The sequence below is a fragment of the Agromyces sp. Y782 genome (assembly GCF_059445405.1).
Genome location: NZ_JCAIUG010000002.1, coordinates 234,021 through 249,572, shown reverse-complemented (window position 1 = coordinate 249,572; position 15,552 = coordinate 234,021). Strand labels below are relative to the sequence as shown.

16 protein-coding genes are annotated in these 15,552 nt (G+C 70.1%); 10 read left to right on the top strand and 6 right to left on the bottom strand.

What is annotated here, in order from left to right; all coding sequences use genetic code 11:
- Nucleotides 1-74 precede the first annotated feature (74 nt).
- Nucleotides 75-299, top strand: a complete 225-nt coding sequence (locus AC1C2S_RS15410; RefSeq protein ID WP_495353491.1) for a DUF3107 domain-containing protein — start codon at nt 75-77, stop codon at nt 297-299.
- A 1-nt stretch (nt 300) separates the two neighbouring features.
- Nucleotides 301-606, top strand: a complete 306-nt coding sequence (locus tag AC1C2S_RS15405) for a hypothetical protein (RefSeq protein WP_495353490.1) — start codon at nt 301-303, stop codon at nt 604-606.
- A gap of 13 nt (nt 607-619) precedes the next feature.
- On the opposite strand, the gene AC1C2S_RS15400 is transcribed toward AC1C2S_RS15405, so the two are convergent.
- Entirely contained in the window at nt 620-1,333 is a 714-nt protein-coding gene (locus AC1C2S_RS15400; protein ID WP_495353489.1) for a ferritin-like fold-containing protein, read from the bottom strand.
- A gap of 206 nt (nt 1,334-1,539) precedes the next feature.
- On the opposite strand from AC1C2S_RS15400, the gene AC1C2S_RS15395 reads away from it, so the two are divergent.
- Nucleotides 1,540-3,087 (top strand): DEAD/DEAH box helicase, encoded by a 1,548-nt coding sequence (locus AC1C2S_RS15395; protein ID WP_495353488.1) that lies wholly within the window; start codon nt 1,540-1,542, stop codon nt 3,085-3,087.
- A gap of 183 nt (nt 3,088-3,270) precedes the next feature.
- Here AC1C2S_RS15395 and AC1C2S_RS15390 read toward each other — a convergent pair whose 3' ends face one another.
- Nucleotides 3,271-4,143 (bottom strand): PHP domain-containing protein, encoded by an 873-nt coding sequence (locus AC1C2S_RS15390; RefSeq protein WP_495353487.1) that lies wholly within the window; start codon nt 4,141-4,143, stop codon nt 3,271-3,273.
- Nucleotides 4,144-4,253: 110 nt separating this feature from the next.
- On the opposite strand from AC1C2S_RS15390, the gene AC1C2S_RS15385 reads away from it, so the two are divergent.
- Complete coding sequence (locus AC1C2S_RS15385; RefSeq protein ID WP_495353486.1) at nt 4,254-5,273, top strand: endonuclease/exonuclease/phosphatase family protein; 1,020 nt, start codon at nt 4,254-4,256, stop codon at nt 5,271-5,273.
- Between the two features lie 68 nt (nt 5,274-5,341).
- The gene (locus AC1C2S_RS15380; RefSeq protein WP_495353485.1) at nt 5,342-6,913 is read left to right on the top strand and encodes an aminopeptidase P family protein; all 1,572 of its coding nucleotides are present in this window, start codon (nt 5,342-5,344) and stop codon (nt 6,911-6,913) included.
- A gap of 108 nt (nt 6,914-7,021) precedes the next feature.
- Here AC1C2S_RS15380 and AC1C2S_RS15375 read toward each other — a convergent pair whose 3' ends face one another.
- Nucleotides 7,022-7,363, bottom strand: coding sequence for a TIGR02611 family protein (locus AC1C2S_RS15375; RefSeq protein WP_495353484.1), 342 nt, complete (start codon nt 7,361-7,363; stop codon nt 7,022-7,024).
- Nucleotides 7,364-7,426: 63 nt separating this feature from the next.
- Entirely contained in the window at nt 7,427-8,161 is a 735-nt protein-coding gene (locus AC1C2S_RS15370) for a YflT domain-containing protein (RefSeq protein WP_495353483.1), read from the bottom strand.
- A gap of 79 nt (nt 8,162-8,240) precedes the next feature.
- Between AC1C2S_RS15370 and AC1C2S_RS15365 the strand changes: the two genes are divergently transcribed.
- Genes AC1C2S_RS15365 through AC1C2S_RS15345 form a run of 5 tightly spaced genes read left to right on the top strand, consistent with a single transcriptional unit; the run spans nt 8,241 to nt 12,589 of the window.
- Nucleotides 8,241-9,569: a magnesium transporter MgtE N-terminal domain-containing protein gene (locus AC1C2S_RS15365; RefSeq protein ID WP_495353482.1), complete on the top strand. Its 1,329-nt coding sequence runs from the start codon at nt 8,241-8,243 to the stop codon at nt 9,567-9,569.
- Entirely contained in the window at nt 9,556-10,077 is a 522-nt protein-coding gene (locus AC1C2S_RS15360) for a DUF1003 domain-containing protein (RefSeq protein WP_495353481.1), read from the top strand. The genes AC1C2S_RS15365 and AC1C2S_RS15360 overlap by 14 nt, the downstream gene beginning before the upstream one ends.
- Complete coding sequence (locus tag AC1C2S_RS15355; protein ID WP_495353480.1) at nt 10,064-11,335, top strand: Mrp/NBP35 family ATP-binding protein; 1,272 nt, start codon at nt 10,064-10,066, stop codon at nt 11,333-11,335. Before AC1C2S_RS15360 ends, AC1C2S_RS15355 begins: the two co-directional genes overlap by 14 nt.
- A gap of 4 nt (nt 11,336-11,339) precedes the next feature.
- The gene (locus tag AC1C2S_RS15350; RefSeq protein ID WP_495353479.1) at nt 11,340-12,257 is read left to right on the top strand and encodes a hypothetical protein; all 918 of its coding nucleotides are present in this window, start codon (nt 11,340-11,342) and stop codon (nt 12,255-12,257) included.
- A gap of 59 nt (nt 12,258-12,316) precedes the next feature.
- A complete protein-coding gene (locus AC1C2S_RS15345; RefSeq protein ID WP_495353478.1) occupies nt 12,317-12,589 on the top strand; it encodes a DUF8108 domain-containing protein in 273 nt (90 codons plus the stop codon).
- A gap of 45 nt (nt 12,590-12,634) precedes the next feature.
- Here AC1C2S_RS15345 and AC1C2S_RS15340 read toward each other — a convergent pair whose 3' ends face one another.
- Together AC1C2S_RS15340 and AC1C2S_RS15335 are read right to left on the bottom strand one after the other, a co-directional pair.
- The gene (locus AC1C2S_RS15340) at nt 12,635-14,179 is read right to left on the bottom strand and encodes a pyridoxal phosphate-dependent decarboxylase family protein (RefSeq protein WP_495353477.1); all 1,545 of its coding nucleotides are present in this window, start codon (nt 14,177-14,179) and stop codon (nt 12,635-12,637) included.
- Nucleotides 14,176-15,552, bottom strand: coding sequence for an MFS transporter (locus AC1C2S_RS15335; RefSeq protein ID WP_495353476.1), 1,377 nt, complete (start codon nt 15,550-15,552; stop codon nt 14,176-14,178). The genes AC1C2S_RS15340 and AC1C2S_RS15335 overlap by 4 nt, the downstream gene beginning before the upstream one ends.

The window sequence follows — 15,552 nt, the reverse complement described above, 5'->3', positions numbered from 1 at the left end:
TCCGCCGACAGTGAACGGGCACGGGCCCGGCCAGCCGGTGTCGTAGTGTTTGAGCAACAGGAGAAAGGCGCACAGTGGACGTTCGCATCGGTATTCAGAACTCCCCCCGTGAACTCGGTTTCGAGACCTCGCAATCATCGGCCGAGGTCGAGCAGGCGGTCGCCGCCGCTCTCGCGGGTCAGTCGGCGCTGTTGAAGCTGACCGACGACAAGGGCACGCTCTACGTCGTGCCCGCAGCCGCACTCGCATATGTCGAGATCGGTTCAGAGGAGTCGCGTCGCGTCGGGTTCGTCGCCTGACATGGAACTCATCTTCGTCGTCGTGGGCGGTGCCATCCTCGGTCTGGCTGCACAGTTCGTGCTCCCGCTGCGGCACCTCCGCGGCGTCGCAGTGGGCCCCGCGATCGGAGCGGCGGTCGCTGCGGTCGTGTGGGTGGCCCTGACCTGGCTGGGCTGGGCGTGGGACGGCGGCTGGATCTGGGTCGTCTCGCTCGTCGCGGCCGCCCTCGTGCCTGCAGCGTTCCTGTACCTCATCTCCCCGCGACGTGAGCGAGCGGATGCCGCGCTCTTCGAGCGTCTCTCCCGCCCTGGCGTCGTGCGCGCCTGACGCGCAGTCGAGCTCAGGCCGTCAGACCGAGCGCGTCCATGCGACGCGTATGCGCAGCGATCAGTTCGGTGAAGACCGGTTCGACGTCGGAACCGCGAGCCGCCGAGTCCGTTGCGCGAAGCGCGGAGCGGGCGATCAGCAGGGTGTCGCCGACGAGGCTCCGACCCCAGAGCGCCAGGCGGTCGGCCAACCCGGGTTCGGCCTCGATCGCTGCGCGAAGCTCTTCGTGCAGCACAGCACCCGAAACCTCCTCGGCGAGGATCGCGCGCGCTCGCGAAGCGAGGTCTGCCGGAAGCCCCTCGGCCAGTCGCGAGAAGTAGTCATCGAGCATTCCCGAGGTGACATGGATGCCGAGCAGCAGCTCGTACCAGTCGGCCCCTGCGCTCGCCTGGCGGAACCGGTCGGCCGCGGGCGCGAACGGCGCCATCACGTCGTCGGGCTCCACATCGAGTCGACGGATCTCGGCGATGAGCGCGTGATGCTTGCGCAACGCGATGCCCGCCGCGCGACTGAGTCCCTCTTTCGACGGCAGGGTCGGCGCCGTGGCCACCGACCTCGCGAGAGACTCGAAGAACTCGAGCTGAATGTATGCGGCCTGGCCGAGGAACGGCACGGGCTCGGGCACGAGTTCGGTGAAATCGACTCGTGCGAGATCGGTCGGCGCGACCCGCGGGCGCAGCCGCGGCAGTTCGGGGCGCGGGATGCGCCGCTTCGACCAGAGGACCACGCAGACAGCCTATCCGAGGCACTCAGACAGTCTCGGATCCAGAAGACCACGCAGACAGCCCGCGCTCACAACCCATCCGAGGCACTCAGACAGTCTCGGATAGGGTAGAAGGTGCATGCGGGCGATGGATCCGCAGCCGTGCGCCTGGGGTTGAGAACAGGGCGCATCTCCGACCGCCACCTCGAGCAACACGAACAGGCAGACTTTTGACCACTTTCACCGACCTCGGCGTCGCGTCCGATATCGTCGACGCCCTCGCCGGGAAGGGCATCATCGATGCCTTCCCCATCCAGGAACAGACCATCCCCCTCGCCCTCGCCGGCCAAGACATCATCGGCCAGGCCAAGACCGGCACGGGAAAGACCTTCGGGTTCGGCCTGCCGATCATCCAGCGCCTCGGCGACGACCCCGAGGGCGGCGTTCAAGCGCTCGTCGTCGTGCCGACTCGCGAGCTGTGCGTGCAGGTCACCGAAGACCTCGAGCTCGCGACATCCAACCGCCCGACGAAGATCGTGTCGATCTACGGCGGCAAGGCGTACGAAGGTCAGATCGAACAGCTCAAAGCCGGCGCGCAGATCGTCGTGGGCACCCCCGGGCGTCTGCTCGACCTCGCCTCGCAGCGCCTGCTCTCGCTCAAGAACGTCAGCGAACTCGTGCTCGACGAGGCCGACAAGATGCTCGACCTCGGCTTCCTCGCCGACATCGAGAAGCTCGTCGCCCAGACGCCGCCGACCCGGCACACGATGTTGTTCTCCGCCACGATGCCCGGCCCGATCGTCGCGCTCGCTCGCCGGTTCATGACCCGCCCGATCCACATCCGGGCGACCGATCCCGATGAGGGCCTCACCCAGGCGAACATCAAGCACCTCGTCTACCGGGCGCACTCGCTCGACAAAGACGAGGTGATCGCCCGCATCCTCCAGTCCGAGGGCCGCGGCAAGACGATCATCTTCACACGCACGAAGCGCGCAGCGGCCAAGCTCGTCGAAGAGTTGAACGACCGCGGCTTCAACGCCGCTGCCGTGCACGGCGACCTGAACCAAGACCAGCGCGAGCGTGCGATGGCCGCGTTCAAGGCCGGCAAGAAAGACGTGCTCATCGCCACGGATGTCGCGGCTCGAGGCATCGACGTCGATGACGTGACGCACGTCATCAACCACACGATCCCCGACGACGACAAGGCGTACCTGCACCGCGTGGGCCGCACCGGCCGCGCGGGCAAGACCGGCATCGCCGTGACCTTCGTCGACTGGGACGACCTGCACAAGTGGGCGCTCATCAACCGCGCCCTCGAGTTCGGCCAGCCCGAGCCCACCGAGACGTACTCGTCGAGCCCGCACCTGTTCCACGACCTCGACATCCCGGCCGGCACCAAGGGTCGATTGAAGCCCGCCTCCGCGGTTGCCGCACCGACCCGCTCTGCGACGGCCGGTCGCAGCGAGGGTCGTTCTGAAAGCCGTTCTGAGGGGCGCGCAGAAGGCCGCTCAGAGCGGTCGGATGCCGCAGCGGAGCGCGCACCCCGGAACCGCACCCGCAGTCGCACCCGCGGCGGTAAGGCCGCCGGCGAAACCGCGGCGCCGACCGAGTCCGCAGCCGCAGCGCCCGAGGCATCCTCGGCCGAAGTCGCCGTCAAGGAGCCCGGCACGGGCACGCACGACGGCAAGGGTCACGAGCACCACGACGGCAACGCGGCTCCGCAGCGTCGTCGCCGTCGTCGCGCGCCTCGCACGGGTGGCACTGCTCCGCAGGCCTGATTGCACAGCAACCTGTCTTCGGCCGCGTCACCGGGCCCGACTCGAATTCAAGACGACCCGAAGAGCGGATGCCACGAGGCATCCGCTCTTCGTGCTCTGAGGCGCACCACGCTTTCGCCACACGCGCCGGGCGGACCTGGCCCGACAGAGGTGATCGGCCGCGGTGGTGGTCACGGCACTGCGTTACGGCAGCACGGGGGCCGAACCGCGAGCATCGGCGATGATCGCCTCGACGACGTCGGGGGCCGTGCGGCACTCGCCGAGCCGGTTGGGCTTGCCGGTGCCGTGATAGTCGCTGGAGCCCGTCACCCGGAGCCCGAACCGCGCGGCGAGTTCGCGCAGCCGGGGCTTCGCGTCGTCGCGATTCTCGGGGTGGTCGATCTCGAGCCCGAAGAGACCGGCCTCGACGAGCTGCTCGAGCCGCGCGGGCGGGATCACCCGCTCAGCGCCGCGCGTGCCGGGGTGTGCGAGCACGGGCACGCCGCCGGCGGCGCGGATGAGGCGCACCCCAGTCAGCGGATCGGGTGCGTAGTGCGGCTGGGCGTAGCCCGCGCGCGGATGCAGGATGCCGTCGAACGCCGCGGAGCGGGTGGCGACGTGACCTCGGGCCACGAGTGCGTCGGCGATGTGCGGGCGGCCGATCGTCGTGCCTGCGGCGGTCTGGGCGAGCACGTCGTCCCAGGTGAGGGCGTAGTCACGCCCGATGCTGCGTACGATCGCTTCGGCGCGCGTCATGCGCGACTCCCGGATGCGAGCTGTCTCGGCGAGCAGCGCCTCGTCGAACGGATCGATGAGGTAGGCGAGCATGTGCACGCTCGTGTAGCCCTCGCGGGTTGAGAGCTCCATGCCGGGGATGAGCGCGACGCCCGTCTCGGGCACGGCGGCCGCCGCTTCTGCCCAGCCGCTGGACGAATCGTGGTCGGTCAGTGCGATGCCCCAGAGGCCGGCGCGAGCCGCCTGCCGCATGAGCTCGGCGGGGGCTTCGGTGCCGTCGGAGACCGTCGAGTGCGTGTGCAGGTCGGCTTCGCCCGCGACGACGACGGTGGGTTCTGGCATCCTGCCATGCTATCCGTGGCCCGTCGGTGACCGGTCTCACCGGGGACTCCCAGCCGATCGGCAGCGCGTTGCCCGGCGCCGAGCATGCGCGCTCGCCTAGGGTGGATGGAATGCTCCCCCGCATCCTCGGCTGGGCCATCGTGCTCGGCACCGCCGTCGTGGCGCTCATCCTCCTCTGGCCGCAGGGCTTCGGTCTGCAGAACCAGTGGGTGGCGACACACGTCGTCGCACTTCGCGGCACGGCTGCCGCTGGTGGCGTCGTCGCACTGGTCGTGTTCCTGTTGCTCGCGCTCGCACGGCCGTTGCGCGTCTTCGCATTCGCCATGGCCGCGGTGTTCGCGCTCTTCGCCGCGGGCAACGTCGCAGTGCTGACCTCGCGCGGCTTCGGCGGTTCGAGCACCGAGTCCGGCCCCGACACGGTGACGGTGCTTTCGTGGAACACGCTCGGCGAGGTGCTCGAGGCGTCGACGATCGCCGATCTCGCGATCGAGCGCGGCGCCGATATCGTCGTGCTGCCCGAGACGACCGACCCGCTCGGCGAAGAGGTGGCGATCGAGATGCGCGAGGGCGGCAGCCCGATGTGGGTGCACACGCTCGCGTACGACGACGTCGCGAAGGCGCGCTCGACGACCATCCTGATCAGCCCCGACCTCGGCGACTACGACGTCGTCTCGGCCGATGTTCCCGGCCCGCCCGGCAACACGAACACCCTGCCGAGCGTCGTCGCCGACCCGGTGAGCGGCGACGGACCCCGCATCGTCGCCGTTCACGCCGTCGCACCGATCCGATGGGAACTGCGCAACTGGCGCAGCGACCTCGACTGGCTCGCCGAGCAGTGCGCCGGCGAGAATGTCATCATGGCGGGCGACTTCAACGCCACAGTCGATCACTTCGCCGGTCACGGTATCGACGGCGGCGACATGGGCCGGTGCTCGGATGCCGCGGTCGAGGCCGGTGCCGCGGGCATCGGCACCTGGCCCACCGCTGTACCGCCGTTCTTCGGCAGCCCGATCGACCACGTGATGGCGACCCCGAACTGGAGAGTCGAGGCGTTCGAGGTGCTCGACGGGTACGACGACGCGGGCAGCGATCACCGGCCGGTCGTCGCGACGCTCGTCGCCGCCGACTGAGCTCCTCGCTCGCTGAGCCCGTCGACATGCTCAGGGAACCGAGTTCGCGAAGTGGGAGAATGGTCGTCATGGCCAACACCAGCGACACGTCCACGACCGAGACGACGGCTCCGGCCGCGACCGAGAGCGAAAAGGGCGGCCGCGATGCGAACCGCTCGACGACGCCCGGTTCCGAGGGCTTCAAGAACTTCATCGGCAGCGGCTGGGCCGAGCGTGATGAGACGCTGCCCACTGCCCGTGAGCAGGCCGCCTTCGCCGCAGTTCGCCGCGCGAAGGTCTCGACGGCATTCACCGGACAGCGCCTGATCGTTCCCGCAGGTGACATGAAGCAGCGGGCGAACGACACCGACTACCCGTTCCGGGCGCACTCGGCGTTCGCTCACCTCACGGGTTGGGGTTCCGACTCGGAGCCCGGCGCGGTGCTCGTCTTCGAGCCGACGACCGACGGACACGAGGCGACCGTCTACTTCCGTGAGCGCGCGGGCCGCGACTCCGAGGAGTTCTATGCGAACCCCGCGATCGGCGAGTTCTGGATCGGCGCGCGTCCGTCGCTCGCGCACGTCGCCGCCGACCTGGCGATCGCGACGCGCGGCCTCGAGGAGTTCGACCGGGTGATCGACGCCGTCGACACGGCGACGCTCGTGCTGCGCGAGGCCGACGCATCCGTCACCGAGCGCGTCGACCATGCCCGCATCCGGTTCGCCGCCGAGCAGGCGCTGTCGACGAACGCGTCCGACGCCCCGTTCTCGCTCGAGGTGGGCGGCAAACACGAGCCAGATGGCGAGCTCGCTCAGGTGCTCTCAGAGCTGCGGCTCGTGAAAGACGAGTTCGAGATCGCCGAGATGCGCGCCGCGATCGATGCGACGCAGCGCGGCTTCACCGAGGTGCTCGAAGAGCTGCCCCGCATCACCGCCGAGGTGCGCGGCGAGCGCGTCATCGAAGGCGTGTTCGCCACCCGCGCCCGACTCGACGGCAATGACGTCGGCTATGGCTCGATCGCCGCGGCCGGCCCGCACGCGACGGTGCTGCACTGGACCCGCAACGACGGCCCGGTGGTGCCCGGTGACCTCGTGCTGCTCGACGCCGGCGTCGAGATGGACAGCTACTACACCGCCGACATCACCCGCACCTTCCCCGTGAACGGCACCTTCTCGACGGTGCAGCGTCAGGTCTACGAAGCGGTGCGCGAGGCTGCTGACGCGGCGTTCGCGGTCGTGAAGCCGGGCGGGATCTTCCGCGAGGTGCACGCCGCCGCGATGCAGGTCATCGCCCGGAAGACCGCCGAATGGGGGTTCCTGCCGGTGTCGGCTGAAGAGTCGCTCGAGCCCGAGAATCAGTTCCACCGCCGGTACATGGTGCACGGCACGAGCCACCACCTCGGTCTCGACGTGCACGATTGCGCGCAGGCACGGCGCAACATGTACCTGGACGGCGTGCTCGAGCCCGGCATGGTGTTCACGATCGAGCCGGGTCTCTACTTCCAACCCGATGACCTCACCGTGCCCGCGGAGTTCCGCGGCATCGGCGTGCGCATCGAAGACGACATCCTCGTCACAGTGGGCGGCGCCGAGAACCTCTCATCGGCGATCCCCCGCACGGCCGACGAGGTCGAAGCTTGGGTGCGCGGCACGCTCGTCTGAGTAACGCGTACGACTGCGCACCGCAGTCGTACGCGAGAACGCCGCCCGCGCACCGAGCATCGAACGTGCAGATCTCCCCCGTGGCCGGGCGGAGACTTGCACGCTCGTTCAGGCCGTCGTGCGAGCCGCGCGGCGTGCCTGCCACCACGCCCAGAAGCGGGCCAGTTGGCGCTTCGTGAGCGCCGCGAGGCGTTTCGCCCAGGCGAACTCGGTGCCGAGGATCGCAAGACCCAGGAAGACGACGAGCCAGCCCGGCCCGGGCAGCGGGACGAGCGCAAGCCCGAGGAGGGCGATCAACCCGCCGAACACGCCGACGATCACGCGATACGCCCGGCGCAATGCGGGTCGGCGTTCGATGCCGCGACGGATGCCCCGGAACATCCGCCTGATCGGTCGGTCGCTCCGCTCGCCCTCGGCGATCTCGCGGTCGAGCTCTGCCTGCGTCACCATGCGGTCACGATATATCGCGAGTCTGGGAAAGAGCTGCCGGGCGCAGCAGAGTCGCGCGGCGGCTCAGCGCTCCGAAGCGGGCGGTTCCGGTGCGGCAGCGTCGGTGTCAGCCTCGGGCGCAGCGGATGCCTCATCGCCGCTCTCCGCCGTCGGCGCCAGCTCCCCGTAGCGCGGTCGGGCGGGCGCCTGCGCAGCACGAGCCGCATCGGCTTCGGCCCGCCGCGCGGCATCCGTCGCCTCGCCGTAGCTCTTCGGCTGCGACGTGGGTGGCTGCGGCTGCGGCTGCGACGCCGATCGCTCGGGTGCCGGCGCGTCGACGCCGAGCACGCTGCGGGCACGCTCGACATGGGCCGTCTCGGCGATGATCGCATACCGGCTCGCGAGCACCTGCATGACCGACGTGAAATCGCGTCGACGCCGATTCAGCGAATAGGAGACGACGCTGAAGATCATGCCGAACCCGGCGCCGATGAGCACCGCCGAGATGAGGATGCCGACCGAGGCGCCGGTCGGCGCGAAGATGAAGAACAGCAGACCGAGGAACGTGCCGAACCACGCTCCCGACAACGCGCCGGCGCCTGCGGCCCGCCCCCAGGAGAGCTTGCCGGTGATGCGTTCGACGCTCGTCAGGTCGGTGCCGACGATCGCGAGCTCCTTCACGGGGAACTCCGCCTTGGAGAGCGCATCGACGGCAGCCTGCGCCTCGGCGTAGGTCTCGAAGCTCGCGACCGTCTCCCCCTTGGGCAGGGTCGGGAATGCTCGGCCCACACGTCCGCCGAACGGCGATTGATTACTCACCCGGTCATTCTCCCACGGCCACCTGCGCCACAGGCCGGGAAACGGACCGCACGCGGCATCCGGCACTAAGTTGGTAGGTGTGAGCGCCACGAGAGTCTTCGTCGCCCGACTCGCCGGGTGTGCCGTCTTCGACCCCGCCGGCGATCGGGTCGGCAAGGTGCGCGACGTCCTCGTCGTGTACCGCAAGAACGACCCTCCGCGGGTCGTCGGCCTCATCGTCGAGATTCCCGGCAAACGCCGCGTCTTCGTCTCGATCGGGCGGGTCACCTCGATCGGCGGCGGCCAGATCATCACGACCGGGCTCATCAATCTGCGTCGCTTCGAGCAGCGCGGCGGCGAGGTGCGCGTCATCGCCGAGATGCTCGGCCGCAAGGTCGCCTTCGTCGACGGCTCGGGCGAGGCGACGGTCGAGGATGTCGCCATCGAGGAGCAGGAACCCGGTGAGTGGGAGGTCGACCAGCTCTTCGTGCGCCGTCCGAAGGGGGCTTCGCCGTTCTCGAAGGGGCAGTCGGCGTACGTCACGTGGCGCGAGGTGCGCGAGATCAACCCTCCGGGTGAGGCGCAGTCGGCCGAGCACCTCATCGCGAGCTACTCCGAACTGAAGCCGGCCGACCTCGCGAACACCCTGCTCGATCTGCCTGCGCTACGACGTCAAGAGGTCGCCGAAGAGCTCTCCGACGACCGGCTCGCCGACGTGCTCGAAGAGATGCCCGAGTCCGACCAGGTCGTGATCCTCGCGGGCCTCGGCGACGATCGGGCCGCCGACGTGCTCGACCACATGCAGCCCGACGACGCGGCCGACCTCATCGCGCAGCTCCCCGAAGAGCGCGGGGAGCACCTCCTCGAGCTCATGGAGCCCGAAGAGGCCGAAGACGTGCGCTTCCTCCTCTCTTACGGGCCCGACACCGCGGGCGGTCTCATGACGACCGAGCCGATCATCGTCTCGGCCGATGCCACCGTCGCCGAGGGGCTCGCGCTCATCCGCCGTCACGACCTGCCGCCCGCGCTCGGCGCAGCGGTCTGCGTCACCCTGCCGCCGTACGAGGCGCCGACGGGGCGATTCCTCGGGCTCGTGCACTTCCAGCGGATGCTCCGCTACCCGCCCCACGAACGCCTCGGCACCCTGATCGACCAAGGTCTCGAGCCCGTTCGCGCCGACACCTCAGCCGCCGAGGTCAGTCGCATCCTCGCGAGTTACGACCTCGTCTCGGTGCCGGTTGTCGATGAGAAGCATCGGCTCGTCGGGGTGGTGACGATCGACGACGTGCTCGACTACCTCCTGCCCGATGACTGGCGAAGCCATCCCGAAGAAGCCGAGGTAGGGCGCCGCGCAGCAGCGCGAGCCCAGCTGACGACGGGGAGTATCCCCATCCCACACGGAAGGAGGGCAGGAGATGGCACGCGCTGACGCTGACGAGCGGCGATTCGACACCCCGAAGGGCATCCGCCGTTCCCCATCCTTCCGTGGTTCGGGCGACAGCGACCGGTTCGGTCGCTTCACCGAACTCGTCGCCCGCGGCATGGGAACCCCGGGGTTCCTGCTCGGGCTGTCGGTGTTCGCGATCGGCTGGATGGTGTGGAACACCTTCGCCCCCGAAGACCTGCGCTTCGACTCCATCGCGATCGGCTTCACGGCCCTCACGCTCGTGCTCTCGCTGCAGGCTTCGTATGCCGCGCCGCTCATCCTGCTCGCGCAGAACCGTCAAGACGATCGCGACCGCGTGCAGATCGAGCAAGACCGGCAGCGTGCTGAGCGCAACCTCGCCGACACCGAGTACCTCGCCCGAGAGGTCGTCGCGCTCCGTCTGGCCGTTAAAGACCTCGCGTCGAAGGAGTTCATCCGCGCCGAGCTCCGTGCGATCCTCGAGGAGCTCGACCGGCGCGGCGAGGAGGACGCGGAGCATGCAGCACGCTGATGCCGGAGCGCCCCGGGTCCCCGGAGCGCCCGACGCGGCAGCGCCCGACGCGGCAGCGCCCGACGCGGCAGCGCCCGACGCGGGAGCGCTCGACGCGGCGACGCTCGAGGCCGCGGTGCGCGCCGCGCTCACGGGCGTGATCGACCCCGAGATCCGCAAGCCCGTCACCGAGCTCGACATGGTCGATCGGGTCGTCGTCGGCGACGATGGGCGCGTCGAGGTCGGCATCAGACTGACGATCGTCGGATGCCCCGCATCCGACCGCATCGAACGCGACGTGCGGCAGGCGGCCGAGACGGTCGCCGGCGCCGGCAATGCCGACGTCGTGCTCTCGGTGATGACACCCGAGCAGCGCGCCGCCCTCACCGAGCGCCTCCGCGGCGGGCGTGCCGCCCGCGGCAATCCCTTCGGCCCCGGCAGCCTCACCCGCGTGATCGCGGTCACGAGCGGCAAGGGCGGCGTCGGCAAGTCCACGATCACCGCGAACCTCGCCGTCGCCCTCGCGGCGCGCGGGCTCTCGGTCGGCCTCGTCGACGCCGACGTGCACGGCTTCTCGATTCCCGGGCTGCTGGGGCTCGTCGACGAGTCGGGGCTCGCGGCCCGGCCGACCCGTGTCGACGAGATGATCCTGCCGCCCGTCGCGCACGGCGTGAAGGTCATCTCGATCGGCATGTTCGTCGAACCCTCCGAAGAGGGCGGGCGGGCGTCATCCGTCGCCGTCGCCTGGCGGGGACCGATGCTGCACCGAACCCTCTCCCAGTTCCTCACCGACGTGTACTTCGGCGATCTCGACGTGCTGCTCGTCGATCTGCCGCCCGGCACCGGCGATGTGGCGATCTCGCTCGGGCAGCTTCTGCCGAACGCCGAGGTCATCGTCGTCACCACGCCGCAGCCCGCCGCGGCCGACGTCGCCGAGCGTTCGGGCGTCGTCGCGCGTCAGACCGGTCAGAAGATCGTCGGCGTCGTCGAGAACATGGCCGGCTTCGCGCAGCCCGACGGCGAGGTGTTCGACCTCTTCGGCGCCGGTGGCGGCGCGATCGTCGCCGAACGCCTCTCGGCGGGCCAGCCCGCCCCGGTGCCGCTCCTCGCGAGCGTGCCGCTCAGCGTGGCGCTACGGCGCGGCGGCGACGACGGGCTGCCGGTAGTGCTCGCCGAGCCCGACGACCCAGCCGCGCGCGCGATCGAACAGGTCGCCGCGCAGCTCGCCGCCCTCCCCCGCTCGCTCGGCGGCCGCCGACTCGACGTCACGGTCCGGTGACTGGATGCCGCGCGCCCGCCTGAACCTCCGGCCCGCGATCCTCCTCGCCATCGCGACCGTCGGCTCGGTCACGGTCGGACTCTCGGGGTGCACCCCGCAGCCGGAGTCGCCGTCGCCCCTGCCCGACGGGCTCTCGGTCAGCATCCAGCAAGGCCGCCTCGACATCGAGGCGCACCAGCTCGTCGTTCGCGTGGCGAACGATGGCGACGCGCCCGTCACGGTCGAGCACCTCGAGGTCACCTCGCCGACGCTCGCGCCCGGAATGGTGCGCGACGAGCCGTTCACCGTGGCCGCAGGCGACGCGCTGCAGGTTCGCATGGATCTCACCACGAGCGACTGCGAGGTCGACGCCGGGGCGACGACCGATGCGGAGCCGGTCGTCGACGTACTGTTCGACGTCTCGACGGAATCGGGCCGTTCATCGGGCGGGCTCACCGCCGACGATCCCTTCGGCACGCTCACCAGGGTGAACGGCGCCGACTGCCTCGCCGAGTCCGTCGACCTCGTCGCGGCGATCGAGATGCCCGAGCATCTCCGTTCGACGGGCAGCGGCACCGAGCGACGCGCGTTCATCGACGTGCTCGTCGCGCCCGCGGCATCCGTTCAGGCTCAAGACGACGGCGGCGCCGGATCGTTCGTCATCGACCGCGTGTACGGCACGACCCTGCTGAACGCCGAGGCCGGCGTCGACTGGCCCGTCGGCGCCGAAGTGACGACCGGCGGCGAACCCTTCACGATCTCGTTGCCGGTGCGTCCGGCTCGATGCGACGCGCATGCCATCGCCGACGACAAGCGCGGCACGATCCTGCCGATCGAGATCCGCGCGAGCGATGGACGCGCGGGGCGACTGGACCGTTCGTCGGGCGACACCCTGAAGGCCGAGCTCTACGCCTACTACGGCGAGCGCTGCGCGTTGCAGTGAGGTGTGCACGATGATGTCCGCCAGTGGCGTGCCGGTGCGGGGCTGGGTACAGTTCGAAGATGAGCAATGCGAACACGACAGACGATTCACGTGCCCAGGTGCTCAACGCCGAAATCGCGCGGTATGCGCAACGCGGTTGGCAGGTGCAGTCGTTGGCCGCCGGCCAGGCCGTGATGTCGCGGAACAAGCGCATCGGCTGGTTCTGGAACCTGATCCTCGTGCTGCTCACCGGCGGCCTCTGGCTGATCTACGTGATCTATCGCGCTCTCAACCGCAAGACCGAGACGGTGATCATCACGGTCGACGCCGCCGGCAGGGTCCGCACGAGCTGAACGTGCTTCAGGGACCGCGTGCACCGCTCCGGACCGGTGCCGCCGTCAGCCCTTCGGAGTAGCGGCCGCGTCGCTCGGCGGCTCCACCACGCGTGCAAGCAGTTCGACGAGCAACCGTTCGGTGAGCGGGCCGGGCAACGCCTCGACGAGCGCGAGCACGGGGGCAAGACGATCGGGCAGCGCACCGCTCGCATCTTCTCCGCCGAGCAGCCCGAACGCACGGAGCAGCCGTGCCGCGCCGTCGGAATCGAGCCCCGCGGATGCCGCTGCGAGCGACTCCGCACCGCCTGGCAGCGTCGGCGCGAGATGTGCCACGAGCGCGTTGCCGTCAACGGGCGGCTCGCCGCGCACGGCGTCTGCTGCGGCGACGAGAGCGGCAGAGAGTTCGGGAAGCACCGCCTCGGTCACCGGCGTCACCGTGAGGTGCGTCGTATGCGGCAGGCGAATGCCGTCGGCCTGAGTGAGACCGGGCTGCAGCTGCAGGTGCCAGCCCTCGGCACGCGCGGCATCCGCCCAGTGATGCGGATCGACCCGGCGCGGCGCCGGCACGCTCTCGTCGGTGGCGACCGCGAAGAGCGGCCCGGTCGGCGCGCCGACCACCCGCAAGCCTTCGATGCCGTCGACGACTGCGCGGAGCGCATCGGTCGCGCGCGCGGTGCGCGCGATGAGCGAGGTGAAGCCGTCTTCGCCGAGCGCCTCGGTGATCGCCCACGCCGCTGCGAGCGGTCCGGCAGGTTTCGAGCCCGTGAGCGTCGGGTTGACGACGGGGTACCCGGGCCAGGCCGTGGTCGCGAAGTACTGGTGGCGCTGGCGGTCGCGACCCCGCGTGAGCAGCACCGAGACGCCCTTCGGGGCGTAACCGTACTTGTGCAGGTCGGCCGAGAGACTCGTGACTCCCGGCACCCGCAGGTCCCACTCGGGCAGCGACTTCGGCCAGAAGGCGAGCGCGAACCCGCCGATGCACGCATCGACGTGCAGGGCGATGCCTCGCCGTGCCGTGATCGCCGCAACGTCGACGACCGGATCGAGACCGGCGAACGGATAGGAGGGCGCGCTCACCACGACGAGCGCGACGTCGTCGCCCAGGCGTTCCTCGAGCGCGGCCACGGAGACCGCACCCGTGTCGGGGTCGACGGGCACCAGGTCGAGCTCGAGGCCGAAGTACTCAGCGGCCTTGTGGAAGGCCGCGTGCACGGTGACCGGCGCCACGATGCGCGGCACCCGCGGGGAGCCCGCGCGGGCTTCTCGCCACACGTCACGGGCGGACTTCACCGCGAGCAGGCAGCTCTCGGTGCCGCCCGAGGTGACCGAACCGACGATGTCGTCGTCACCCGCCCCGCCCAGCACTCGCCGGGCGAAGCCGACGAGACCCGACTCCATCACGGCGACCGATGTGAACGTCGTCGGGTCGAGGCCGTTGACGGGTTGCACGAGACGAGCGGCGCGGGCCGCGAGCTCGTCGAGCTCCGGCAATCCCGAGTCGTAGACGTACGAGAGCACGCGGCCCCCGTGGGTGGGCGCATCGGCGGCGCGCAGCGCTTCGAGTTCGACGAGGATATCGGATGCCTCGCGCCTGAAGCCGAGCATCATGCCACCACCGTTTCGTTCGCCGCTGCGGCATCCGCCTGGATGTCGCCGCGTCTGAGCGGATATCGACGAAGCGCGACGAGGCTCGCCCCGACGAGCAGTGCGGGGATCACGCTGAAGCTGATCGCGATGCCGACGACGGCCGCCGGCGACTGCGTGACCACCTGCGAACCGGTCGACTCGACGTACCCCGTGATCGCGAGCACGATCGTGAGCACCGTCGCGCCGAGCGCCATGCCTGCCGTCTCCCCGGCGGTCCAGACGCCTCCGAAGCTGCCGGCGCGCCCGACGCCGTGCAGACGGGCATCGTGCGAGATGACGTCAGGCAGCATGGCCATCGGCAACGACTGCATGCCCGCATAGCCGGCACCCGCGAGCGCGACCGGGAGGTACACCCAAGCGCCCGGTGCCCAGATCATGCCGACGAGGCTCAGCGCCGCAATGCCGAAGAGCGTGCTCGCGAACGCGAACCCGCGCTCTTTGCCGACGCGCGCCGCGATCGCCTGCCAGAGCGGGGCGCACAACACGGCGGGCGCGATGAGTGCGACGAAGAGCAGCGTCACGGCGCGCTCGTCGCGGAGCACCCAGGTCGCCACGAACTGGGCTCCTGCGAGCATGAGTCCCGTCGCGAGCCCTTGAAGTACGAACGCGGCGAGCAGGGTGCGGAACGCCGCACTTCGACGCAGTGCGGCGAGGCCCTCGGCGTAGCCGGCGCGGAGGTCGCGCCCCGGCGGGGCATCCGTGGAAGCGATGCCCTTGGCCGCCGTCGATGTCGCGACGAACATGCCCGCCCCGATCACGAGACCGGCGACGAGGGCCATCACGAGGTAGCCGGTGTGCTCGTCAGCGAACGCGGCCCGGAGTTCGGGTCCGCCCGCGCCGAAGAGCAGGATCGCGATCGTCAACACGACGACTCGCCACGTCAGCAGCCGCGTGCGTGCGTCGTAGTCGGCGGTGAGCTCGGCGGGCAGCGCGATGTAGGGCACCTGGAAGAGGCTGAACGCCGTGGCCGTCGCGAGGAAGGCGACGAAGACCCAGATGCCGGATGCCGCGGGCGCGAGCCCCGCCGGAACCGCGAAGGTCGCGACGAACCCGACGGGAAGAGCGAGAGCGCCGACCACCATCCAAGTGCGCCGGGTGCCTGTGCGGGCGAGCGCACGGTCGCTGCGTTCGCCGATCCACGGGTCGATCACGACGTCCCACACCTTCGCGGCGGTGACGACGAGACCGGCGATGAGCGCGGTCACGCCGAGCGTGTCGGTCAGGTAGTACACGAGCACGAGCCCGGGCAGCGTCGCGAAGCCACCGGTGCCGATGGAACCGATCGCGTAGCGGGTCACGACACCGCGGGAAATACTTCGCTCCATTGCGGCCAT